General features: G+C 64.9%; 22 protein-coding genes. 7 read left to right on the plus strand and 15 right to left on the minus strand.

The window, feature by feature from the left end; genetic code table 11:
• Window positions 1–3: 3 nt before the first annotated feature.
• Both J5J86_RS23530 and J5J86_RS23535 read right to left on the minus strand, forming a co-directional pair.
• The gene (locus J5J86_RS23530; protein ID WP_209102632.1) at window positions 4–1239 is read right to left on the minus strand and encodes a class I SAM-dependent methyltransferase; all 1236 of its coding nucleotides are present in this window, start codon (window positions 1237–1239) and stop codon (window positions 4–6) included.
• A 181-nt stretch (window positions 1240–1420) separates the two neighbouring features.
• The gene (locus tag J5J86_RS23535; RefSeq protein ID WP_209102634.1) at window positions 1421–2782 is read right to left on the minus strand and encodes a sugar porter family MFS transporter; all 1362 of its coding nucleotides are present in this window, start codon (window positions 2780–2782) and stop codon (window positions 1421–1423) included.
• A gap of 216 nt (window positions 2783–2998) precedes the next feature.
• On the opposite strand from J5J86_RS23535, the gene rimO reads away from it, so the two are divergent.
• Window positions 2999–4333, plus strand: coding sequence for a 30S ribosomal protein S12 methylthiotransferase RimO (rimO, locus tag J5J86_RS23540; RefSeq protein WP_209102636.1), 1335 nt, complete (start codon window positions 2999–3001; stop codon window positions 4331–4333).
• 82 nt (window positions 4334–4415) lie between these two features.
• On the opposite strand, the gene rpoZ is transcribed toward rimO, so the two are convergent.
• Window positions 4416–4805, minus strand: coding sequence for a DNA-directed RNA polymerase subunit omega (rpoZ, locus tag J5J86_RS23545; protein WP_209102638.1), 390 nt, complete (start codon window positions 4803–4805; stop codon window positions 4416–4418).
• A gap of 204 nt (window positions 4806–5009) precedes the next feature.
• Between rpoZ and J5J86_RS23550 the strand changes: the two genes are divergently transcribed.
• Window positions 5010–5615, plus strand: coding sequence for a LabA-like NYN domain-containing protein (locus J5J86_RS23550; protein ID WP_209102639.1), 606 nt, complete (start codon window positions 5010–5012; stop codon window positions 5613–5615).
• 5 nt (window positions 5616–5620) lie between these two features.
• Window positions 5621–6250 carry a uracil-DNA glycosylase gene (locus J5J86_RS23555; RefSeq protein WP_209102640.1) on the plus strand — a complete coding sequence of 210 codons (630 nt, stop codon included), beginning with the start codon at window positions 5621–5623 and terminating at the stop codon, window positions 6248–6250.
• On the opposite strand, the gene J5J86_RS23560 is transcribed toward J5J86_RS23555, so the two are convergent.
• The 4 genes from J5J86_RS23560 to J5J86_RS23575 form a co-directional block, all read right to left on the minus strand.
• Window positions 6238–6804, minus strand: coding sequence for a peroxiredoxin (locus J5J86_RS23560; protein ID WP_209102641.1), 567 nt, complete (start codon window positions 6802–6804; stop codon window positions 6238–6240). The genes J5J86_RS23555 and J5J86_RS23560 overlap by 13 nt on opposite strands.
• A 161-nt stretch (window positions 6805–6965) precedes the next feature.
• Window positions 6966–7442, minus strand: coding sequence for an SsrA-binding protein SmpB (gene smpB, locus J5J86_RS23565; RefSeq protein ID WP_209102642.1), 477 nt, complete (start codon window positions 7440–7442; stop codon window positions 6966–6968).
• 39 nt (window positions 7443–7481) lie between these two features.
• Entirely contained in the window at window positions 7482–8381 is a 900-nt protein-coding gene (gene dapA / locus J5J86_RS23570; protein WP_209102643.1) for a 4-hydroxy-tetrahydrodipicolinate synthase, read from the minus strand.
• A gap of 185 nt (window positions 8382–8566) precedes the next feature.
• A complete protein-coding gene (locus tag J5J86_RS23575; RefSeq protein ID WP_209102644.1) occupies window positions 8567–8899 on the minus strand; it encodes a hypothetical protein in 333 nt (110 codons plus the stop codon).
• Here J5J86_RS23575 and J5J86_RS23580 point away from each other — a divergent pair.
• Window positions 8871–10769 carry a lytic transglycosylase domain-containing protein gene (locus J5J86_RS23580; RefSeq protein WP_209102646.1) on the plus strand — a complete coding sequence of 633 codons (1899 nt, stop codon included), beginning with the start codon at window positions 8871–8873 and terminating at the stop codon, window positions 10767–10769. The two genes, J5J86_RS23575 and J5J86_RS23580, sit on opposite strands and share 29 nt — an antisense overlap.
• 147 nt (window positions 10770–10916) lie before the next feature.
• Window positions 10917–12170 (plus strand): multidrug effflux MFS transporter, encoded by a 1254-nt coding sequence (locus tag J5J86_RS23585; RefSeq protein WP_209102648.1) that lies wholly within the window; start codon window positions 10917–10919, stop codon window positions 12168–12170.
• 47 nt (window positions 12171–12217) lie between these two features.
• On the opposite strand, the gene J5J86_RS23590 is transcribed toward J5J86_RS23585, so the two are convergent.
• The 3 genes from J5J86_RS23590 to J5J86_RS23600 form a co-directional block, all read right to left on the minus strand.
• A complete protein-coding gene (locus J5J86_RS23590; RefSeq protein ID WP_209102650.1) occupies window positions 12218–12511 on the minus strand; it encodes a hypothetical protein in 294 nt (97 codons plus the stop codon).
• A gap of 48 nt (window positions 12512–12559) precedes the next feature.
• Window positions 12560–13921 (minus strand): glutathione-disulfide reductase, encoded by a 1362-nt coding sequence (gene gor / locus J5J86_RS23595; RefSeq protein WP_209102652.1) that lies wholly within the window; start codon window positions 13919–13921, stop codon window positions 12560–12562.
• Window positions 13922–14271: 350 nt separating this feature from the next.
• Entirely contained in the window at window positions 14272–14649 is a 378-nt protein-coding gene (locus tag J5J86_RS23600) for a hypothetical protein (RefSeq protein ID WP_209102653.1), read from the minus strand.
• 45 nt (window positions 14650–14694) lie between these two features.
• Here J5J86_RS23600 and J5J86_RS23605 point away from each other — a divergent pair, with 45 nt between their 5' ends.
• On the plus strand, window positions 14695–16362 hold the full coding sequence (locus tag J5J86_RS23605; protein WP_209102655.1) for a glycosyltransferase family 2 protein: 1668 nt from the start codon (window positions 14695–14697) through the stop codon (window positions 16360–16362).
• Window positions 16363–17142: 780 nt separating this feature from the next.
• Here the strand turns inward: J5J86_RS23605 and J5J86_RS23610 are convergent.
• The 5 genes from J5J86_RS23610 to J5J86_RS23630 form a co-directional block, all read right to left on the minus strand.
• Window positions 17143–18186: an ABC transporter substrate-binding protein gene (locus J5J86_RS23610; RefSeq protein ID WP_209102656.1), complete on the minus strand. Its 1044-nt coding sequence runs from the start codon at window positions 18184–18186 to the stop codon at window positions 17143–17145.
• A gap of 18 nt (window positions 18187–18204) precedes the next feature.
• Window positions 18205–19014 (minus strand): ABC transporter permease, encoded by an 810-nt coding sequence (locus J5J86_RS23615; protein ID WP_209102658.1) that lies wholly within the window; start codon window positions 19012–19014, stop codon window positions 18205–18207.
• Window positions 19011–19835 carry an ABC transporter ATP-binding protein gene (locus tag J5J86_RS23620; RefSeq protein WP_209102660.1) on the minus strand — a complete coding sequence of 275 codons (825 nt, stop codon included), beginning with the start codon at window positions 19833–19835 and terminating at the stop codon, window positions 19011–19013. The genes J5J86_RS23615 and J5J86_RS23620 overlap by 4 nt, the downstream gene beginning before the upstream one ends.
• A gap of 262 nt (window positions 19836–20097) precedes the next feature.
• Window positions 20098–20373, minus strand: coding sequence for a translation initiation factor IF-1 (infA, locus tag J5J86_RS23625; RefSeq protein ID WP_209102661.1), 276 nt, complete (start codon window positions 20371–20373; stop codon window positions 20098–20100).
• A 116-nt stretch (window positions 20374–20489) separates the two neighbouring features.
• On the minus strand, window positions 20490–22133 hold the full coding sequence (locus J5J86_RS23630; protein WP_209102663.1) for a DEAD/DEAH box helicase: 1644 nt from the start codon (window positions 22131–22133) through the stop codon (window positions 20490–20492).
• 321 nt (window positions 22134–22454) lie between these two features.
• On the opposite strand from J5J86_RS23630, the gene J5J86_RS23635 reads away from it, so the two are divergent.
• Window positions 22455–22979 (plus strand): DedA family protein, encoded by a 525-nt coding sequence (locus tag J5J86_RS23635; protein ID WP_209102664.1) that lies wholly within the window; start codon window positions 22455–22457, stop codon window positions 22977–22979.
• The last annotated feature ends 38 nt before the right edge of the window (window positions 22980–23017 follow it).

Here is a 23017-nt window from a genome sequence, read left to right on the forward strand (position 1 = left end):
GATTCAGATGATCTCGATCTCCGGGAAGGGGAAGATCAGATGGCCGCCATCGGCCAGGAACTGCGCCTCGCGCTGGACGATGCCGTCCTTGAAGTGCCACGGCAGCACCAGGAAATAGTCCGGCTTCATGGCCCGCGCCTCTTCCTCGGAGATGATGGGGATATGGGTGCCGGGCGTGAAGGCGCCGAACTTGTCGGGATTGACCTCCGCGATCGCCGGCAATTCCTTCTCCGTGATGCCGCAGAATTGCAGCACCACGTTGCCCTTGGTGGAGGCGCCATAGCCAAACACCTTCTTGCCATCCGCCGCCAAAGCCCGCAGGAGGCGGACGAGGTCTTCCCGGTGGCGATAGACGCGCTCCTCGAAATCGCGGAACGGGCGAGGCGTGCCGAGCCCCATCCGCTCTTCCTGGGACAGCAACCAGTCAAGGACCGCACGGGTGCCTTCGCGGGGATCGTTCTGGCGCACAGCCGTCACCGCGAAACTGCCACCGTTCACGGCATTCATCTTCACGTCGATCGCGCGCATGCCGGCGGCGGCCAGGATCGCCTGCACGACGCCGAAGGAATAATATTCCAGATGCTCGTGGCAGACGGTGTCATAGGAGGTGAGACGGAGCATCGAGGGCATGTAGCTCTGCTCGAAATGCCAGATGCCGCCCGGCGCCAGGACGCTCTCCACCTCCCGCGCGAAGGCGATGGGATCCTCCAAATCATAGAACATGGCGATGGAGGTGACGATCTTGGCAGGCGCCGCGCCGGCGGCGGCGAACGCGCGCGTGCTGAAGAAGTCGGGCACGAGCTTGATGTCGTCGGGATAGTGCTCGGCGAACTTGGCTCCGGTCGGGTCGATGCCGATGCGGTTGAGCCCGGCAACTGTGTAGGCTTTCAGGGAGGTGGCATCGTTGGCGCCGATATCCAGCACCGTATCGCCCGCCGACAGCCCGGCAAAGCGCTCCAGCCAGCGGATCTTCTGAGTGAGATGGCGCACCATGCTCTGGTTGAGGCCGGAGCGGTAGCCATAATTCTCGCCATACATTTCCGACAGGCTGAAGGAATGGGCGAGCTGGAGAAGCCCGGACGTGGGGCACCAGACGAGACGCAGGGGACCGCGCGTGATGGGTGCGGCCGGATCCTTCGGAAACACGCCGGTCAGGGCCTGCTCGCCAAGATCGAGAACCGGAATGAGGGTCCTGCCGCCACCGATGCGGCATTCGTCGATCATGGTGTAGTCGGCCATTGCACGCTTCCTCTCAACACCCAAGCACCGGACCCACGGCACGCGCGAGCCTTTGCGGCCCCTGACATAAGCCAATCCCTCGCAATCGCACAAAGGGTTTTCCGCGCCGCCCGCGCTGCCGGCGCGGGCATGCTGGTGCTTTCCGGGACCGGGGTAACGACACCCGTTTCCCTTTGCGCCTTCAGGAATGCACGGCGGCTGCCAACGTGCGGAAGGGCTTTCCAGCCTTGAGGTGAGCCTCGATTTCCTCCAGCGACAGTCCGCTGGTCTCTGGCACGTAGCGGGCGGTGAAGAAGAGCCCGAACACGCACACCAGGGCATAGATGGCGAAGACGCCAGCAAGGCCGATGACGTCGATCAGCACCGGGAAGGTCAGCACCACCACGAAGTTGAACGCCCAATTGGTGAGCGAGGCCGCACCCATGCCCGGCCCGCGCAGATTGAGCGGGAAGATTTCGGACATCATGACCCACGGCAGCGGGCCGATGCTCACTGCAAAGGACGCGATGTAGAGGACGAGGCCGATGATGGAGACCATCTCCATGCCCGGCATGTTCGCCCAGGCTGAGATTGCGATCATGCCGAGGCTCGCGGCCGCCCCGGCAAAGCCGATGAACATCAGCTTCCGCCGTCCGATCCGGTCAATGAGGCCCATGGCCACCACCGTCATCAACACATTGACGATCCCGATTCCCACGGTGGCAAGGAGCTGGGTCTGGGTGGAAGAGAAGCCGGAATGGGCGAACACGGTCGGTGCGAAATAGATCACCGCATTGATGCCGGAAAGTTGCTGGAGCAGGAACAGCCCCATGCCCACCACCAGAGCGGGGCGCGCCACAGGGCCGAACAGGTCCCGCCAGTTTCCCCCGCCCGCATCGGACCTCACAGCGGCCGTGATTTCCGCCAGCGCCCGTTCCACCTTGGGATCGGAGGGGGAGACGCCCTCGATGCGCGCGATCACCTGCCGCGCATCCTTGGTGCGGCCGCGCAGCATGAGCCAGCGGGGCGTGTCGGAGAGCGCCGCCACGCCAGCCAGCAAGAGCATGCCGGGCACGACCGCCGTGGCGAACATGCCGCGCCAGGACTCTCCGAAGGTCCAGCCGACCAGATAGGCGAACAGAATGCCGAGCGTGATCGCCAGCTGATAGACGGACACCAGCCGGCCCCGGATGCGGGCGGGCGCCGTCTCGGAAATGTAGAGCGGCGCCACCATGGCCGCGACACCGATGGCAAGGCCCAGCAGCAGGCGGCCCAGCGAAAGCACGAGCAGGTTGGGCGCGATAGCGCACAGGGCCGCCCCCACGATGAAGAGCAGGCCTGCCCCCATGAGCAGCTTCCGCCGGCCATGGGGCGCCGCGAGCCAGCCGCCCAGCACCGCGCCAGCAAGCGCGCCGAGGGGCACGGTTGCCGTCATCAGCCCTTCTTCGAGCGGAGAAATGCCGAATGTCTGGCGCAAGGGGTGAAGGGCGCCTGCGATGATGCCCTCGTCGAAGCCGAACAACAGGCCGGCAATGCCCGCGATGCAGGCAATCACATAGATCATGGCCCCCCCCCTGGCCGGCTTGGGCGCGGCCGCTCTTTCCTGCTGTAGCCGCCCGGCCCGCGCCTGTGAAGCGCACAGAAGTGAGGGCGAGGCACATGGGCAGCCACGCGCTCGTGAACGCGCAGGCCTCCCATGACTGCGCGCGGGATTGACGGCGCCTCCGTCCTCCCTTAACGGCTCGCCCTTCTGAACATTAAGGACACCGCGCCCCGCGCCATGGCCGAACTCGCGCCGAAAGCCTCGCCCCGCATCTCTTTCGTTTCCCTCGGCTGCCCCAAGGCGCTGGTGGACAGCGAGCGCATTGTCACGCGCCTGCGCGCCGAAGGCTATGAGCTGACCCGCACCCATGCGGGAGCGGATCTCGTCATCGTCAACACCTGCGGCTTCCTGGACAGCGCCAAGGCCGAAAGCCTCGCCGCCATCGGCGACGCGCTCGCCGAGAATGGGAAGGTGGTGGTCACCGGCTGCATGGGCGCCGAGCCCGAGCAGATCCGCCTCGCCCATCCCGGGGTGCTGGCCGTCACCGGCCCGCAGCAATATGAGAGCGTGCTCGCCGCCGTCCATGAGGCGGTGCCGCCGCAGCACGATCCCTTCCTGGACCTCGTGCCCGAGCACGGCGTGAAGCTCACGCCCCGCCACTACGCCTATCTGAAGATTTCAGAAGGCTGCAATAACCGCTGCACCTTCTGCATCATCCCCAAGCTGCGTGGTGACCTGGTGAGTCGCCCGCTCTCCGACGTCATGCGCGAGGCGGAGAAGCTGGTGGCGGCGGGCGTGAAGGAGCTCCTGGTCATCTCCCAGGACACGTCGGCCTATGGCGTCGACATCAAATATGCCCCGAGCACGTGGCGCGAGAAGGAGCGGCAGGCCCGCTTCTATGATCTGGCCGAAGCGCTGGGCGAGTTGGGCGCGTGGGTGCGCCTGCATTATGTCTATCCTTATCCCCACGTGGACCGCGTGATGGAGCTGATGGCCGCCGGAAAGGTGCTGCCCTATCTGGACATCCCATTCCAGCACGCCAGCCCCACCGTGCTGAAGCGCATGAAGCGCCCGGCCGCCCAGGAGAAGACCCTAGCGCGGGTGCAGGCGTGGCGCGCGGCGGTTCCGGATCTGACCTTGCGCTCCACGTTCATCGTCGGCTTCCCTGGGGAGTCCGAGGCGGAATTTCAGGAATTGCTGGACTTCCTTGGCGAGGCGGAACTGGACCGAGTGGGCTGCTTCAAGTTCGAGCCGGTTGACGGTGCACCGGCCAATGCCCTGGCCGATCCGGTGCCCGAAGAGGTGAAGACCGAGCGCTATGACCGCTTCATGCGCACCCAGCAGGCCATTTCCGCCCGCCGCCTGAAGCGCAAGGTGGGCACGCGCCAGCAGGTGATCATCGATGCGGTGACCCCGGCGGGCGCCATCGGCCGCACCAAGGGCGACGCCCCCGAAATTGACGGCCGCGTGCACGTGGCTTCCCGCCGCCCGCTTCGGGTGGGCGAAATCACCTCGGTCAAGATCGACGGCTCCGACGCCTACGATCTGCGCGGCACAGCGGTGGGGTTCTGACCCCCGCCCCACCGGCAATGGCTATCCAAACAAAAACGGCCGGGCTCTCGCCCGGCCGTTTTTCGTCCTGGTGACCGAGGGCTCAGCCTTCGTCGTCGTCCGAATGCTCCGGGGGCACGAGGCCCTGGAGGCCGGCGAGCAGCTCTTCCTCGGTCATGCGGTCCATCACGATGTCCGCATCATCAACGGAGCCGGACTCGCTGGAGGCGATCATGGGCACCGCCTCAGGCTCGGGCTCGTCCACCTCGGTGTACTTCTGGAGCGAGTGGATCAGGTCTTCCTTGAGATCCTCGGGGCTGACGGTCTCGTCAGCAATCTCACGCAGGGCCACGACGGGGTTCTTGTCGTTGTCGCGATCGATGGTGATCGGGGCGCCGGAAGAAATCATGCGGGCACGGTGGCCGGCGAGGAGGACCAGCTCGAACCGGTTGTCCACCTTGTCGATGCAATCCTCAACGGTAACACGGGCCATTGGACAGGCACTCCCTCGTGCGCGGTAAAAAATGACGCAACGGGTGCGTTGAAGCTGCGCCCCATAGCCTATAAGGTCAGATGGCGCAAGACGTTTCCACTTTTTTTCACTTGCGCTCGCCGCGCGAACATCGGAAAAAGTTGCGCGGTTCCATTTTTTAACCGTTCTATCTAACGGGCAAAATGCCCTCGCGCGGACCTCCTAATGATCGCTTCGGAAAAGATCGCGCTCCTGATTGATGGCGCCAACCTGTACTCCGCCACGAAGGCTCTGGGTTTCGACATCGACTATAAGCGGCTGCTGAAGGAGTTCCAGTCGCGGGGCTACCTGCTGCGCGCATTTTATTATACTACCCTGATTGAGGATCAGGAATATTCCTCCATCCGGCCGCTGCTCGACTGGCTGGACTATAATGGCTATTCAGTCGTCACAAAGCTCGCCCGCGAGTTCACCGATGCCCAGGGCCGCCGCCGGGTGCGCGGCAGCATGGACATCGAGATCGCCGTGGACGCGATGGAGCTGATCGGCTTTGTCGACCACATCATCCTGTTCTCCGGCGACGGGGATTTCCGCTCGCTGGTGGAAGCCTTGCAACGCAAGGGGATCCGCGTCAGCGTGGTGTCCACCATCGCGACCCAGCCACCTCTCATCGCAGATGATCTGCGCCGGCAGGCGGATATTTTCGTCGATCTGGTGGAGTTGCAGCCGAAAATCGGCCGCGACCCGGCCGAGCGCCAGGGGCGCATGCAGGAGACGCCACGATTTCTGGAGCGGCGCGGGGCACCCAGCGTCGACCACAACGACACCTGATTCCCATGACTTTCGAGCCGGGGCACGACTGCCCCCTATGTCCGCGCCTCGTCGCCTTCCGCGAACAATGGCGCGCGGCTGAGCCGTCCTGGTTCAACGGGCCGGTGCCGGTGTTCGGTCCTGCCGAAGCGCGGCTCCTCGTGGTGGGGCTGGCGCCGGGCCTACGCGGCGCGAACCGCACCGGGCGGCCCTTCACCGGCGACTATGCCGGAGACCTGCTCTACTCCACTCTATTGGAAATGGGGTTTGCCAGCGGCACCTATGCGGCTCGGCCGGATGACGGGCTGAGGCTCATTGATGCCCGCATCGTCAATGCGGTGCGCTGCGTGCCACCGGAGAATAAGCCCACCACGCCGGAAATCCGGACCTGCCGGTCCTTCCTGTCGCCGGTGCTCCAGGAGACGGCCGGCCTGCAAGCCATCGTGACACTCGGCAAGATCGCCCACGATTCGACCATCGCCGCTTTGGGGGCGCGCCCGGCGCACCATCCTTTCGGTCACGGCGCCCGGTCGCGCATCGGGGGGCTGGAGGTGTTCGCGAGCTATCATTGCTCGCGCTACAACACCAATACGGGCGTCCTGACGCCCGAGATGTTCCGGTCCGTCTTCCGGGCTGTGCGCGGCTATCTGGGGTGACGGGTCTTCAGGAAGTCCAGGACATCCGCCGCATTCTTATGGGGCGGAAAGACCGGATAGAAGACATGCCCGATGGCCCCCTCCTCGATGATGAGGGTCAGGCGGTTCAAAAGTACCATGCCCTCAACCGTGAAGGTGGGAAGTCCCACCGCGCGCGCAAAGGACAGGGCATGGTCGGAGAGCAGTGGGAACGGCAGGTGCAATCGCTCCACGACCTCGCGCTGATAAGCGGAATTCTGCGTGGACAGGCCGAAGACGTGAGCCGCACCATGGGCGGTCAGGTCCGCATAATGGTCGCGGAAGGCGCACGATTGGGGGGTGCAGCCGCGAGCGCCGGGGATCTCGTCCCAGCCCACCGGGTTCGGCGCGTTGGGATCGCCCGTGCGGGGATAGCAATAGACCACCACGCGGCCCGACAGCGAAGACAGGTCAACCAACCGCCCGTCAGTTGAGGGCAGATTGATGATCGGCAGCTCCAGGCCCGGCAGATGATCGGCACGCCCGTCATCCTCGGGCGCCGGGAGATTGTCGGGAAGCTGGGTGTAGTCGGTCACGGCCTGCTCTACCTTGTTGAACAGAGGCGAATTTCACGCCCCGGGCGGAACAGCTCCCGCCCTGTTCCTCTGGACGCCTCGGCGCAGCCCTGACTTTCAAGCCGGCACGGGGGCGATGTCAATCGCCCCCGCAGACGCAGGGCCGGGCGACCACTCAACGCCTACCCGCGATCGCGCATCAGGCGTGCCTTGTCGCGCGACCAGTCGCGCTCCTTCACAGCCTCGCGCTTGTCGTGGGTCTTGCGACCCTTGGCGAGGGCGACCTCCACCTTGGCGCGGCCCTGCTCGTTGAAATAGATTTTCAGCGGCACGACCGTCATGCCCTCGCGCTCCACTGCGTTGGCCAGCTTGGCGATCTGGCGCTTGTGGAGCAGCAGCTTACGCGGCCGGCGGGTCTCGTGATTGAAGCGATTGGCCTGCAGATATTCCGGGATGAAGGCGTTGTAGAGCCACATCTCGCCGGACTTGGCGGCGGCATAGCTCTCGCCGATGGTGGCCTTGCCATTGCGCAGGCTTTTGACCTCGGTGCCGCTCAACGCGATACCGGCCTCGAACACCTCGCCAATGTCGTAGTCGAACCGCGCCCGCCGATTGTCGGCAACCACCTTGCGGGGGCGTTCCTTCTTCTTCTCGCTCATTCAGGTCCTTGAGGGCCGGCCCGGGGCCGGCCCCTTTCGTCAGTTGATCAGGCCAGCATGGACCATGGCCTTGCGGACCACGGCGCGGGCACCCTCCGTGGCAGGCACCAGCGGCAGGCGAAGCTCCTCGTCCATCTTGCCCATCACCGAGAGGGCATACTTGGGGAGCTGCGGGTTGGTTTCAACGAACAGGCCGGTATGCAGGGGCATCAGCTTGTCCTGGAGCGCGAGGGCGGCCTTGTAGTCGCCCGCAAGGCACGCGGTCTGGAAGTCCGCGCACAGGCGCGGGGCAATGTTAGAGGTCACGGAAATGCAGCCGTGGCCGCCATGGGCCATGTAGCCGAGCGCGGTCGCATCCTCGCCCGAGAGCTGGATGAAGTCCTCGCCCAGGACCTGGCGTTGCTGCGACACCCGCACCATGGAGGCGGTGGCATCCTTCACGCCGGCAATGTTCTTCAGCTCATAGAGGCGGGCCATGGTCTCCACCGACATATCCACCACCGAGCGGCCGGGGATGTTGTAGATGAAGATCGGAATGCCGATGGCCGCGTCGATGGCCTTGTAATGCTGGTAGAGGCCTTCCTGGGTGGGCTTGTTGTAATACGGCGTCACCACCAGCACGGCGTCGGCCCCCACCTTCTCCGCATGACGGGCGAAGTCGATGGCCTCCACGGTGTTGTTGGAACCAGCGCCGGCGATAACGGGCACCCGGCCGCCCGCCTGCTTCACGCACCATTCGACCACCTGGCGGTGCTCGTCATGGGTCAAAGTGGGGCTCTCGCCCGTGGTGCCCACCGGCACGAGGCCATGCGTGCCCTCGGCGATCTGCCAGTCCACCAGGTCACGAAACGCTTTTTCATCCAGCTTCCCGTCCTTGAACGGCGTGACGAGGGCGGTGAACGACCCACGATAACGGGAAGCGGAGGATGGGGACGTCATGGCGGCGGCCTTGTTCTGGTTCGTGTTCTGGTTCGTGGCTGCACGCCCCGCGGCCACCTGCGGCGCGGGGCGGAACGCATGAGATAAACTGTTGCGGCCCAGGCTGGAAGGCCTCAACGTTGCAAACCTTGGGGCATGAGCCCTGCTTTTGCCGGGATCGCCGGGCACGTATGCTTAGGAATTCGTCAATGGAGGTCGAGGATTATCTGGGCGATTGAGCCTGCCTCATGGCCACGAGGAATCGGTATGCCGACTGCCACCCGCCTGATCTCCCGCACCGCCCTGGCGATTGCCATTGCCTGCGCGAGCCCGGCCCTCGCGCCGTCCGCTTTCGCCGCCACCTCGTCATCGGACTCAAAGCCGACACCTAAGCCGGCGGCAAAAAGCTCATCCTCGTCAAAGCCTTCCTCTTCAAAGTCCGACCACAAGGCCCAGGCCAAGCCGACAGCCAAGCCCGCCGGCAGGCCCTCCGCTCCGGCGGCCGCGCCGATGCCGGCCCTTACCGGCGAACTGGGCACGCTGCGCTCCGCAATCTCGCTTGCGAAGAACGGCAAGGGCACCGAGGCCATGGCTGCGGCGAGTTCGCTCGACGATCCGGTGGCGCGCAATCTCGTCACATGGCTCGTCATCCGCAGTGCGCCCAACGACCTTGGCTTCGAGCGGATCGCACAATTCCTGAAGGAAAAGCCCTATTGGCCGACCCAGTCCACGCTGCGCCGCAAGGCCGAGGCCGTGCTCTATGCGGAAAAGCCTTCCGCCGCGACGGTACGCGCCTTCTTCGGCGACCAGGCACCACTCACCGGCCCTGGCAAGATCGCGCTTGCGCGCGTGCTCTCCGCGTCGGGAGACCGGGCGACGGTGGCTGCGCTGGTGCGCGATGCCTATCGCACCGATGACCTGTCCGAATCGAGCGAAGGCGCCATCCTCAGCGAGTTCGGACCGCTGATCACCCGCGCCGACCACAAAGCGCGGGCGGACAAGTTCTCCTACAAGCCCGATCCCGAGCGCGCCATGCGCGCCGCCCAGCGGGCCGGCTCGGATGTGGTGGCCCTGACGCGGGCCCGTCTTGCCATCGAGAAGCAGGATCCGAACGGCGCCAGCCTCCTCGCCCAAGTCCCCATGACCTTGTCGAACGATCCGGCCTATCTGTTCGCCAAGTCCATGGTCTCGCGCCGGGCGGGCCGCAACGAGGAAGCGGCGCAAGCACTCCTCGCCGCGCCGGACAGCGCCGAGGCGCAGGTGGACACCGACGAATGGTGGATCGAACGGCGCCTCGTCTCTCGCGAACTCCTGGACCAGGGCAATGCCAGGCTCGCCTATAAGGTCGCAGCCGACGCGGCCTCCCCCACGGCCAATAATTACCGTGCCGAGCAGGCCTTCACCGCAGGTTGGATCGCCCTGCGCTTCCTCAATGAACCGCGCCTCGCCGCCCAGCATTTCGCCCGCATCGACCACCAGCAAGACCACCCCATCACGCTCTCACGCGCCGCCTATTGGCAGGGTCGGGCGGCACAGGCCATGGGCGACACCGGCACGGCCCGCGGGCGCTACGAGGCGGCGGCGCGCTATTCCACCACCTTCTACGGCCAGGCAGCCCGCGCCCGCCTCGGCCTGCCCCAGGTGGCCTTGCGCCGCGAGCCCGAGCCTTCCAGCCAGGCCAAGGCGAATTTCGACCGGATCGAGGTGGTCCGGGCCCTGAAGCTGCTCTACGCGGTGGGCGATCGTGACACTCCCATCACCATCTATTACGACATGGCCTGGCGTATGGAGGACACCACCCATCTCGTCCTTCTCGCCCAGCTCGCCCAGGCCAATGGCGACGCGCGCGGTGCCTTGGTGGTCGGCAAGGAAGGCCTGGCGGAAGGCCATCCCCTCGACCATGCCGCCTTCCCCACGTTCGGGCTTCCTTCCTATACCCCTATCGGCAATCCAGTGGACAAGGCCATGATCTATGCCGTGGCCCGGCAGGAGAGCCAGTTCAACCCGCGCACCCTCTCCAGCGCCAAGGCCATGGGCCTGATGCAGGTGACCCCGGCGGCGGGGCGCGAAGTGGCCAAGCAGACGGGGGCGCCTTACAACGAGGCGCGCCTGATGAGCGACCAGTCCTACAATGTGCAGTTCGGCGCGGCCGAGCTGGGCGAACTGGTGGAGAATTACAGCGGCAACCCGCTGCTTGTCTTCGCCGCCTACAATGCCGGGCGTGGCAGCGTGCGCAAATGGTTCGCCCGCTATGGCGACCCGCGCGATAAGGATGTCGACCCCATCGACTGGGTTGAGTGCATTCCCTATTCGGAAACCCGAAATTACGTGCAGCGGGTGATGGAGAATTACCTCGTCTACCGCCAGCGTTTCGGCATCGCGACCCCCATGCCTGTGGCGGCAAGGTAACTGCCGATCACGCCTCGTCTTCCACCGCACGGCGCGCCGGGCGCGCCGACGGGTCATGCGCAGCATGGCATTCAGTTTCGCACCACAATGGCGTAAGAGGCAGCAGCCTGTGTCGGCCCTTTTGGCCGGCCGAAATCCGAGCTGCAGATGCCGCACACCCAAAGCCGGCCGCAGGAGACGGGCACAAAGCCCGGCTTCGCGGAGTTCGTCACCATCGTCGCACTGATGATGGGCCTGACTGCCTTTTCCATCGACAATCTGCTGCCGGCCTTCGTTCCCATCCGCGAGCATTTCGGGGTCGCCGAGCCCAACCACCTGCAATGGGTGGTCACGGCGTACATGATTGGCTTCGCCTTCATGCAGATGGTCTACGGCACGCTCTCCGACGTGCTTGGCCGCAAGAAGGTGCTGATGGCGGGGCTGGCCATCTATGCCTTGGGCTGTGTCCTGGCCATTTTCGCCCCGAGCTTCGAGATCCTTCTGCTGGCGCGCGCGGTGCAGGGAATGGGATCAGCATCCGCCCGCGTGCTCTCCATGGCCGTTGTGCGTGATCGCTTCTCCGGCCGCGAAATGGCGCGGGTGTCGTCGTTCGTGATGATGGTGTTCCTGATCATCCCGGTGGTAGCTCCAGCCATAGGCGGGGCGATCCTGACCATGGGACACTGGCACTTCATTTTCGGTGCCATGTTGACCCTGAGCCTCATCCTGGCGGTGTGGTTCGGCCTGCGCATGCCTGAGACTCTGCATCCAGAGTACCGGGTGCCTTTCTCCGTGGCAGGCATTAGCCGTGCCATGGGGATCACGCTCTCAAGCCGCCGCACGGTGGGCTATGCCACCGCCATCGGCTTCATGATGGGCTCACTGATGGCCTATGTAGCGTCCGCGCAGCAGATCTTCGAGACCGACGTCTATCAGCTCGGCGCCTTGTTCCCCATTGCCTTCGCGGTGGTGGCCGGAGTGATGTCGGTCGCCTCCTTCATCAATGCGAAGCTCGTGCGGCGGCTGGGCATGCGACGCATCTCCCATTTCGGGCTGTGCGGTTTCACGCTGGTCGGTGCGGTGCAGGTGGTCGTCGCCCTCGCCTTTGCCGGCAAGCCGCCGCTGCTGGTCTTCTGCGCGCTGCTGTCAATCAATCAGGCGCTGTTCGCGTTCACCGTTCCCAACTTCAATTCCATGGCCATGGAGCCAGTGGGCGCGGTGGCAGGCTCCGCTTCCTCCTTCATCGGCTTCTACACGACACTTGTCGGAGCGGTGCTGGGCGTTGTCGTGGGACAGGCGTTCAACGGCACCGTCCTGCCCCTGGGGCTCGGCTATTTCGTACTGGGCCTCGCCGCCATCGCCCTGACGCTCTGGGCCGAGAAAGGCCGGCTCTTCTCCAGCCAGCCTGACGCGAAGCCTTAGAAGTCAGCTGGGGGACCGATGCGACCGGCGCTCGTCCCCCAGTTGTCTCAGTAACCCAGTTCCTTCTCGCAGGCCGGAATGATCTTACCGAGGCGCGCGCTGCCCGCAGATGGCTCGGTGGTGGCGCGCAGGGTGCAGGCGTCCAGATTGTCGAAGACGGAGCCGGGGCGGATGGTCTTGCCGGTGAAGGCTTCAAGGGTCGCCATGCGATCCGCGGGCGCAAGGGCCTGGTAGGTGTTCACGTCACCGGCCTGGTCCTGCGCAGGCAGGATCGGCGCGGCTGCCACCGGAAGGCTCGCCGAGAGGGCAACCGCTAAGGCAAAGAGAGAAAGCTTCTTCATCTGATAACCCGTTGGGGCAGAGCAAGGAAAAACCAAAGCCCCCTCCCCTCAGGAGGCTTTGGTCCGCATGGTGACAAACTCTTCCGCTGCGGTGGGATGGACCGCGACCGTCCGGTCGAAATCCGCCTTGGTGGCGCCCATGCCGATGGCGATCGCCGCCATCTGGATCATTTCCGCTGCGCCCTCTCCCACCACGTGGCAGCCGAGCACCTTGTCGGTCGCCTGATCCACCACGAGCTTCATGAGCATTTTGGACGGAGAGCCGGACAACGTCGCCTTGAGCGGCCGGAACGTGGCCTTGTAAATATCCAGCGCGTGCCCGGCCGCGCGAGCCGCCTGCTCGGAAAGCCCCACCGTGCCAATTTCCGGCTCGGAGAAGACGGCGGTGGCGATGAGGGAATGGTCCACGCTCCACGGCTTGTTGCCGTAGACAGTGTCGGCGAAGGCATGACCCTCGCGGATCGCCACCGGGGTGAGGTTCACCCGGTTGGTCACGTCGCCGACCGCATAGATGGAGGGCACAGTCGTCTGCGAGCCCGCATTGACCTTGACGGCGCCCAGCGGGTCCAGTTCGACGCCGGCCTCTTCCAGCCCCAATCCGTGGGAATTAGGATCGCGGCCGATCGCCAGCATCACCTCATCCACCACGACCGAAGATCCATCGGACAGCGCGACATGCTTGCCGTCCGCCTCTTGAGCAATGGCACCGAGCGTACGACCGGTGAGGAGATGGACGCCCGCTTGAGCCATCTCCGCGGTCAGGTGATCACGCACATCCTCGTCGAAGCCGCGCAGGATCTTGTCGCCCCGCAGCACCAGATGCACCTGGGCGCCCAGCGCCCGAAACAGGCCGGCAAACTCTACGGCGATGTAGCCCGCACCCTGCACCAGAATGCGCTTGGGGAATGCCGCCAGATGAAATGCCTCGTTGGAGGTGATGGCAAGATCCCGGCCGGGAATGTCCGGCCCGAGCGAGGGCTTGGCCCCGGTCGCGATCAGGATCCGCTCCGCCTCAACCCTCTCTCCGGTGGCGAGCACACGCACCGTGTGGGGGCCTTCCACCACGGCGCGCGAGGCGACGACGGTGACACCCGCCAGTTCCGCATTGCGCTGATAAATGCCCTCCAGGCGCGCGATTTCCTTGTCCTTGTTCGCGACCAGGGTCGACCAGTCGAACTTTGCGCCCTCCACCGTCCAACCGAAGCCGGCCATGTCTTCGAGGTCGTGTGCAAAGCGCCCGGCATAGACGAACAGCTTCTTCGGCACACACCCGCGAATGACGCAGGTGCCCCCCATGCGGAACTCTTCCGCCAACATCACACGCGCGCCATGCTGCGCTGCGATACGTGCCGCGCGCACACCTCCCGATCCACCGCCGATAACGAAGAGGTCGACTTTGGTCTGGGACATGGTGCCCTCTGCTGAACGCCCGGCCGTTGGGCCTTCGGGCCATTCCGGCGCGGTGAAGATCGAGACCGGTCAGCCGCAGAACGCAGCAGGCCGAGAAGAACGGCCGGATCTCGGGGAAGATGCCGGCGGCGGAGTTGAAGGCCCGTTGTGGCGGCGCGTCAAGAGGCTCCCCGTCATCGCCCCCATGCGATCATCCGCAAGTCCTTGCTCCATGCGCTTGCCGTCTATCAATGTGGAGTGCTTCAAGGGAACGATAAGGAAGGGCGTCTAGAATTGATCCACGAGGATGTCGGCAAGGGACCCGAATGGCCGTAGAGATTGATCCTGTATGGCTGCGGGCATCTGCTCAGTCACCTGACGCTCAGGTGCACACCCTGCCGCTCGCTTGGCGCCTGCGCCTCGCGCTCGGCGGCAGCGCCTTCATCCTCGCTCTGGTCGATCCCTCCGACCCCGGCATCTCGCCAAGCACCGATGTCACCTTTCTGGCGGCCTCCGGCACGGATTTGGGGCAGGCGACCGCGCAGGGTCCCCAATGCGCCCTCTTCATGCCCAAGGGCACAACCCGCATCCTCACGCGCAGCCGGCATGCCCTTCGCCTTGGGCTTTTTCCGCGCAGCAAGGTCGCATTGAAGCTCCACACGTTCGTCCGCGGACGCTTTTCCGGCGATCCTCTCCCCCGCCGCTGGCGTGAGGCCGGCGCTGCGGCGCGGGATCTGCGCGGCGTTCATGCGGCTCTGCTCGAATCCTCCCCCGCCCGCCTCGCGGAACAGGCGGTGCGCTATCGCCGCTATCGCTCCGCCCATGTGGGTGACTTCCAGGATATTGCACCACCGGCCAAGGATCTCCGGCTCACCTTCGTCACCATCCTGGACTCGGCGAATACTCGGGCAGAGGTACGGGGTGCCTACGACGCGCTGCAGGGCCAGACGGACCCCGAATGGGAGTGGGTTGTCACCGCGACCCGCGACGCGCCCGGCGATCTGATCGCCTGGGTCCGCACGCTGCTCACCAACGCACCACACTGCCGGGTGGTCGCCGGCGCTCCCGCCAATGAAGGCCCCGTCGCCCGTGCCTTGTCCGGCATCGCTGGCGGACTTGTCGCCGAACTGCCTCTGTCCGGCGCGCCGACGCGGGATGCAGTGGCGATGATTCGGGCGACCTTCGCGGAACACGTGGCATGTGAGATTGTCTATACGGATGAAGAAATGATCGATGGGCGGGGGCAACCGGAGGGGGGGCTGTTCAAGCCAGCGTTCAATCGACATTTACTGCGGTCGACCGATTACATCGGCCACATCGTCGCGGCCCGCGCGAATACTTTGCGCAGGGCCCCGCGACGCTGGCTTGACGGCGGGCGCCACATGTTGCGCCTTGCGGTTATCGACACCCTTCCGCCTTCCGCCATCCGACACATTCCCCGTGTCGCCTTCAGCAGGCGGGGCCCTTGCCACACCGCCCCCGGGGCATTGGAATTGGCCGCCGCGTCGCGCATCCTGGGCGTGCAAGTCACTGATACACCGGATGGATTTTTGAAGGCGCACTATCCGGTGCCGCAGCCGGAGCCGCTGGTCTCGATCGTCATCCCCACCCGTGACCGGGCGGACCTGATGGGCATGGCGCTGCGGTCGTTGACCACGCGTACCGACTACAAGAATTTCGAGATCATCATCGTCGATAACGGCTCGGTGGAGGAAAAGACCTTCGCGCTTTTCGAGGAGGTGCGGGAAACCTGGCCGCGCACCACAATCATTCGTGACGAAGGCGATTTCAACTATCCGCGCATCTGCAACGCCGGCGTGGCGGCGGCGCAAGGCTCGATCCTGTGCCTGCTCAACAACGACATCGAGGTGGTCGACGGATCATGGCTTCGGGAGATGGTGGCGGTGAGTGCCTTGCCGCGCACCGGAGTGGTCGGTGCAAAGCTCCTGTTTCCGGATCATTCGATCCAGCATGCCGGTGTGATCGTTGGTCTTTTCCGCTATGCTGCCCACTGGTTCTCTCACGCCTCCGAGCACGCGCCCGGCCCGTTCGGACGCCTCGTGAACCGCACCAATGTGAGCGCCGTCACCGGCGCCTGCCTGGTCATCACCCGCAAGTGCTGGGACGAGGTGGGGCCTCTGGACGCCGTCCGCTTTGCCGAGGACTGCAACGACATCGACCTGTGCCTCAAGGCGCGTCATGCGGGCTATGAAGTGGTGTGGACACCCTTTGCGTGCCTGATTCACCACGAATCCGCCTCTCGCGGCCGCCGCCGGGGCAAGGCGCACCGGAACAGGCTGAAGGCGCAGCGCCAGCGGATGGAGGCCATGTGGCACACCTCCACCCTGGTGGACCCCCACTACAACCCCAATCTTTCGCGCACCAGCCTGCACGCCGCGCTCGCCAGTGCGCCCCAGGGGCCGCGCCAGTCGCGCACGGACGCCATTCCCGCGCCAGACTAGAGCGCTTCAGCGCTCCACGGAAACGCCGAAGAGCGCGATCCCCTCAGATTGAATCAATCTGAGGGGTGAATCGCCCTCTCTCACTTTGAAAAGAGACGGATTCACCGACCACACTGGATCGCATGACGATCCAGTGTGGTCGGATCCGGCTCTAGCGCGCTATCCCTTGTTTTAAGGCATTTCCCGTGCGCGAACCGGCTCCCACTTCGCTTTGAAACGCCTCAGGGCGTGTCGTCACGGGATAAACGCCGGCCCAAAAGAAAAGGCGGCCCGCCGAAACGGACCGCCTTTCTCTAGCTGGAGCCGGGCCGATCGCAGAACGATCGGCCGGCACGCTCACCGGAACAGCGGAGTACATCCGTCCGTCCATCCCGGGACCCTGACCTTAGCATCCTGTGCCTTGGCCGAACCTTGCATCGACGTCGTCAAGGGCATGTGACCCATGAGGGGTCCGGAGTACATCCGTCCGTAACCCCTTGACATCACATCCTATCAGCCGACGCCCCAAATCTGATCGGATGCGGCGCGCGGCTATGCCGGGTAGCCGCACCCTTCCATGAAGGAGTTGCGCACCGCGCCTTGATCCGTGGGGAAGGCGAGCCGGACCGGGTCGGTCCGGCTTCTGGCCAAAGGGATCGGAGTACATCCGTCCGTCTCCCGCGACCGCGACTTAAACGCGGTCATTGGCCTGTTGTTTCCTATGTAGGAGCCGAACCCGGCGATTCAAGGGCTGAACTTCGCCGTTTCCGCGTTTTCCGTCACGCGATCAAAAAGCGCTCGCTATTTGACCGTCTCGGCGGCCTTGGCCACGAAGCGGCCGTCGAACGTCTTCGGCAAGTCGATCTTGGCGGCCTTCAGCTCCGGATCAAACTCCACCAGCATTCCCAGCGCATTCTTCATCCCGCTTTCAGGAATGATTCCGGTGAGGGAGTAAGTGGGCTTGGATGCCTTGACCGCCGCGATATAAAGCGCACGATCTCCCAGCAGATATTCTTCGGGGACAACCTTCGCCACGTCTTCGGGGCTCGCCGTCTGCAGCCATTTCAGCGACTTGTAGAAGGCATTCACCAGCTTCTGAACGGTGACCGGGTTCTGCTCCATGAAGTCGCGCTTCATGTAGAGGACGGCTGCAGGATTGGTTCCGCCAAAAATCTTCTGGTTGCCCTCCTCGGTCCGCGTATCAGCAAGCACCACCACGTCCCCGTCGCTCTGAAGCTTGGTGATGACCGGGTCGAGATTGGACATGGCGTCGATCTCGCCACGCTTCATCTGGGCGACCGCTGAGGCGCCGCCGCCGACGCCCACGAAGGAGACGTCTTCCGGCTTCAAGCCGTCCTTGGCCAGGAGGAAGTTGACGAAGAAATTCGTGGAAGATCCCGGCGCCGTGACGCCAATCTTGGCGCCCTTCAGGTCCTTCACGCTCTTGTACTTCTCCGCCTTGTCCTTCTGCACCACAAGGACAATACCGGGATAACGGCCAAGCTCGATGACGGAGACGATATCCTGGCCCTTCGCCTGCATGCGGATGGTGTGTTCATACGCACCCGTCACCACATCCACTGAGCCGCCGATGAGCGCCTGCAGCGACTTCGCGCCGCCACCAAAATCGTTGATGGAAACGTCGAGCCCCTCCTCCTTGAAGAAACCCTTGCGCTCGGCAATGGTCAGGGGAAGATAATAAAGCAACGGTTTGCCGCCGACGCCTAGAGTAAGCTGCGTCTTCTCTGCCTTCTGGGCAAAGGCCGGAACGGAAGCGGCGAGCGCAAGCGCGCCGGCCGCAAGCGCGGCAAAAACCTGCCGACGGGTCCTGCTAAGGGTGGTCATCCTGTTGTCCTCCCACGATTATTTCTGTTGTCCGGAAGCGGTGGGCCGCCACACCATGAGGCGGTTTTCGATCGCAGTAACCAGCGTGTCGATCAAAATAACGAAGACAGCCAGCACAAGCATTCCCGAGAAGACTCCGGTCACGTCAAAGACACCCTCGGCCTGGTGAATGCGGTAGCCGAGGCCGGCAGCAGAGCCCAAATATTCGCCCACCACCGCACCCACCAAGGCAAAGCCAACAGCTGTGTGCAGCGAAGAAAACATCCAAGAGAGCGCCGAGGGCCAGTAGACGTGCCGCAGCAACTGCCTCTCACTCATGCCGAGCATGCGCGCATTGGCGAGTATCGTCGGACTGACTTCTTTTACACCTTGATAGACATTAAAGAAGACGATGAAGAACACCAGCGTCACCCCCAACGCCACTTTCGACCAGATCCCAAGACCGAGCCATAGCGCAAATATGGGTGCGAGCACCACGCGCGGTAATGCATTGGTCATCTTGACATAAGGGTCGAAAACCTCGGCAACCAATTGCTGACGAGCGAACCAGAAGCCCACCAATACACCACCCACCGCGCCGATGACGAAGGCCAGAACGGTCTCCAGAAGCGTGATTCCGAGGTGATACCAGATCACGCCGGTGGCGAAGTCGCGCCAGGTGCGCTCGAACACCGCCAGAGGAGTGGAGAAGAAGAACGGATCAAGGGGGAAGAAGGGCTTCGTCGAGACGATTCCTCCGGGCACCTTCACCGTGGATCCAAAATGCCAGATCCCGATGAGCACCACCGCCACCAGCACCTGGAGAAAGAGCAGTTTGACCCGTCTCACGCCACGCCCTCCGCCTGACGGTAACCCTTGACCACCTCTTCCTTCAGCGCCGACCAGATCTCCTTGTGGAGGGCATGGAAGGCGGGGTCGAGGCGCACGTCCGAAATGTCGCGGGGGCGCGGCAGGGCCACCTTCCACTCGCCGATGATGCGGGAGGCCGGCCCCGCCCCCATGATCACCACCCGGTCCGCCAAGGCGATGGCTTCCTCCAGATCGTGGGTGACGAACAGGACCGCCTTGCGGTCGGCGCTCCACAGGTCGAGGAGCAGGTTGCCCATGATCTGGCGGGTCTGGGCGTCCAAGGGGCCGAAGGGCTCGTCCATGAGCAGGATCTTGGGGTCGCGGATCAGCACCTGGGCGAGGCCCACCCGCTTCCTCTGGCCGCCGGACAGCATGTGGGGATAGCGATCGGCAAAGGCCGCAAGGCCCACGCGGGAGAGCCAGGCGCGGGCGCGCTCATGGGCTTCAGCGGAGGGAGTGCCGGCAATCTCAAGGCCAATGGCCACATTGTCGACGGCGGTCTTCCAGGGAAACAGGGCTTCCGCCTGGAAGAGATAACCGGCCTTGCGGTTGAGGCCGGCGAGCGGGGCGCCATAAATCTCCACCATCCCGGCGGCGGGCGTCAAAAGGCCGGCCGTGGCATTCAGCAAGGTGGACTTGCCGCACCCGGTGGGGCCGACAATGGCGACGAATTCGCCATCGGCCACATGCAGGGAGGCGGCATCCACAGCCACATAGCCCGGCCCACCCTTGGCATCGGGAAAGGCGATGCGCACCTCGCTCAGGCTCACGGCGCACGGTTGCGCCGATGCGCCCGCCATCTCCACCCCTCCCATTCGCTCTCCCCTGCCGTCAGCGCGGCCTGTTGTGGGCGGGGAAGGTAGCGGTGCGGCGGCGCCGGAAGCAAGGGGCATGGTTCGGCGCGACGGAAGGCTGTTCCCTCCCCTGCCCGGCCCCCCCCCCTGAAACGCAGGCGACCCGGGCCGCACAAGGGCGGCCCGGGTCGCAAAAATGCGGCTGCCCGGCTTCTCGCCTCGGCAGGCCCTGCCGTGCAGGCGGGCCGGGCCGAGCCGCCGGAGCGCCTCAGCGGCGGCGGAAGTTCTGCTGCCGGCGGACGCCGGGCGGAGGCATGGTGCCCTCGGCCTTGTGACGGAAGTTGATGCGCCCGCGATCCAGATCGTAGGGGGACATCTCCACCACCACCCGGTCACCCTCGATGGTGCGGATGCGGTTCTTCTTCATCTTTCCGGCCGCATAGGCCAGGATCTGATGATCATTGTCGAGCCGTACACGGAAATTGCCGTCAGGCAGCACTTCCGTGACCGTACCTTCAAACTCCAGCAGTTCTTCCTTCGCCATATAGTCTTCTCCAGCTACCCCAGGGTTCGAGCCGATGGGACGAAGTCCATCCGATCGGTGAATCGGCCCCGTATCATAAGGACAGAGCCCGCGCCTGTGGGCGCGAGCTCAGAATGTCACCGCGGCCCCTTGAAGGCCGAGCCCGGCTTGCCGCCGCGCGCAGGTCCAGACCGCAGAAAACCAACCGCACCGATATCGGTGCCATCGCGCCCGGCGCCACCCTGGGGACGGCTGCCGCGCTGATCCCGACGCCCGACCGGGCGCCCTTCGTGCGGACGGCCCTCGGCGCCGCGGCTCTCCTGGCCACGGGCCTCGGAGGGACGCCCCTCGGACCGGTGCTCGCTGGCACGCTTGTCCTGCGGGCGGCCGTCGCGCCGCTCACCGCCACGCCCCCGGTTGCCACCGGTGGCATCGCCGTCGGCGCGCGCGCCTTCGCCACGGCCGCCGTCAGGACGGCCCGCGCGCGGCGGACGTCCACCGGAACCGGAGCGGCCGCCGCCATTGGGACGGCCCCCGCGCGAATGACGACGCTCGCCGTCTTCCTCCGCCGCGGGCACGAAGCCCTGAACGGGAGACACGCTGGCGGGCACGCCGCGGCGGTCCGACAACGGGATCTGCATGCGGATCAGCCGCTCGATGGAGCGCAGGTACGCGCGCTCTTCCCCGTCGCAGAAGGAGATGGCGATGCCTTCCTTGCCGGCGCGGGCGGTGCGGCCGATGCGGTGCACATAGGATTCGGGGATGTTCGGCAGGTCGAAATTGAACACATGGCTGACGCCGGTGACATCAATGCCGCGGGCGGCAATGTCGGTGGCCACCAAGGTGCGCACGGTGCCTTCGCGGAAGGCGGCGAGGACACGGTCCCGCTGGTTCTGCGACTTGTTGCCATGGATGGCTTCGGCCTTGTGTCCATATTTGGCCAGGGCATTCACCACCCGGTCGGCGCCATGCTTGGTGCGGGTGAAGACGAGGGCGCGGTCGATGGGCTCGTCGCCCAGGAGCTCGGCGAGGAGGCCGGGCTTGCCCTGCTTCTCGACGAGGATGACGCGCTGGTCCACCCGGTCGGCAGTCTTGGCCGCCGGCGTCACCGAGACGGTGACCGGCTTGTGCAGCATGGAATTGGCCAGCTCGGCGATGGCCGAGGGCATGGTGGCCGAGAAGAACAGGCTGTGGCGCTTGGCCGGCAGCTTGCGCACGATGGCACGGATCGCATGGACAAAGCCCATGTCCAGCATCTGGTCGGCCTCGTCGAGGACCAGCACTTCGACCGCGTCCAGCTTCACCGCATGGTTTTCCATGAGGTCGATGAGACGGCCGGGGGTGGCCACCAGCACGTCCACGCCGCGATGCAGCGCGCGGATCTGGCGGCCCATGGGCACGCCGCCAATGGCGAGCTCCACGGACAGGCGCATGTGGCGCCCGAATTTCTGGAAATTCTCCACGATCTGGCCGGACAGCTCGCGGGTGGGCGAGAGGACGAGAACGCGGACGGACTTGGGCGCGAGATGGAGCGGACGGCGCACCAGATGGTCGAGAATGGGCAGCGCAAAGGCGGCCGTCTTGCCGGTGCCCGTCTGCGCGATGCCGATCAGGTCATGGCCGGCCAGAACCTGGGGGATGGCCTGCTCTTGAATCGGCGTGGGGGTCACATGCTTCACGTCGGTGAGCGCGCGGACGATAGGCTCGGCAAGGCCGAGTTCGGAAAACGTGGTCAAGCTACAACTTTCATGCGGCGAACGGCATCGGCGCGGCGGATGCATTCCGCACACCGCGCGCGTTCGCGAGGGTCGATGACACCCCGCGTGGCCTGGGCTGTCGCAAAACATCTGGTCGAAATCGGGCAAAAGCCTGTGACACCGGCAGTGCCGGCCATCAGCTCACTTCCGCTACGCGGCCCGAGAGCAACCCGCGCCCTGATTGTGCGGGCGTCGCCTGATTGCTGCGACGCTCATATGGCGCAGATCCATGGTCATTTCAAGGCACATCCGCGGATCAACGGGCTCTCAACCATGTCTGCGGCGTGAAAGGCCGGCCACTTGAAGAAATGCCCTGCCTTCACGACATAGGCGGGCGGAGGAGCCATGTTCGATCTGCAATCCTATGTCACCCCGGTTTTGGATTTCGTGCGTGAGCATCAAGGTTGGGCACCCATCCTGGTTTTCGGATTGGCCTTCGGGGAATCCCTGGCCCTCGTCTCCATCTTCATTCCCGCCACGGCTCTCTTGCTGGGCATCGGCGCCTTGATCGAGGCGAGCGGCCTGCCCTTCTGGCCCATCTGGGGCGCGGCGGTCGCCGGCGCGGTGCTGGGGGATGCGCTCTCCTATTGGCTGGGCTTCCACTACAAGGCGCACGCGAAGACGCTCTGGCCGCTCAGCCGCCGACCCGATCTGGTGGTGCGGGCGGAGGATTTCTTCACCCGCTATGGCGTCTGGGGTGTGTTTATCGGGCGTTTCTTCGGGCCGCTGCGGGCCATCGTGCCGCTGGTGGCCGGCATCATGGCCATGGGGCAAGTGCCGTTCCAGGCGGCCAACGTCTCAAGCGCCGCCGTCTGGGCCTTCGCCATGCTGGCGCCTGGCGCCGCCGCGCTCAAGATGCTGGGCTACTAGAGCGCGATCCGATCAGATGGAATCAATCTGATCGGTGA

The organism is Aquabacter sp. L1I39 (assembly GCF_017742835.1).
GTDB lineage: Bacteria > Pseudomonadota > Alphaproteobacteria > Rhizobiales > Xanthobacteraceae > L1I39.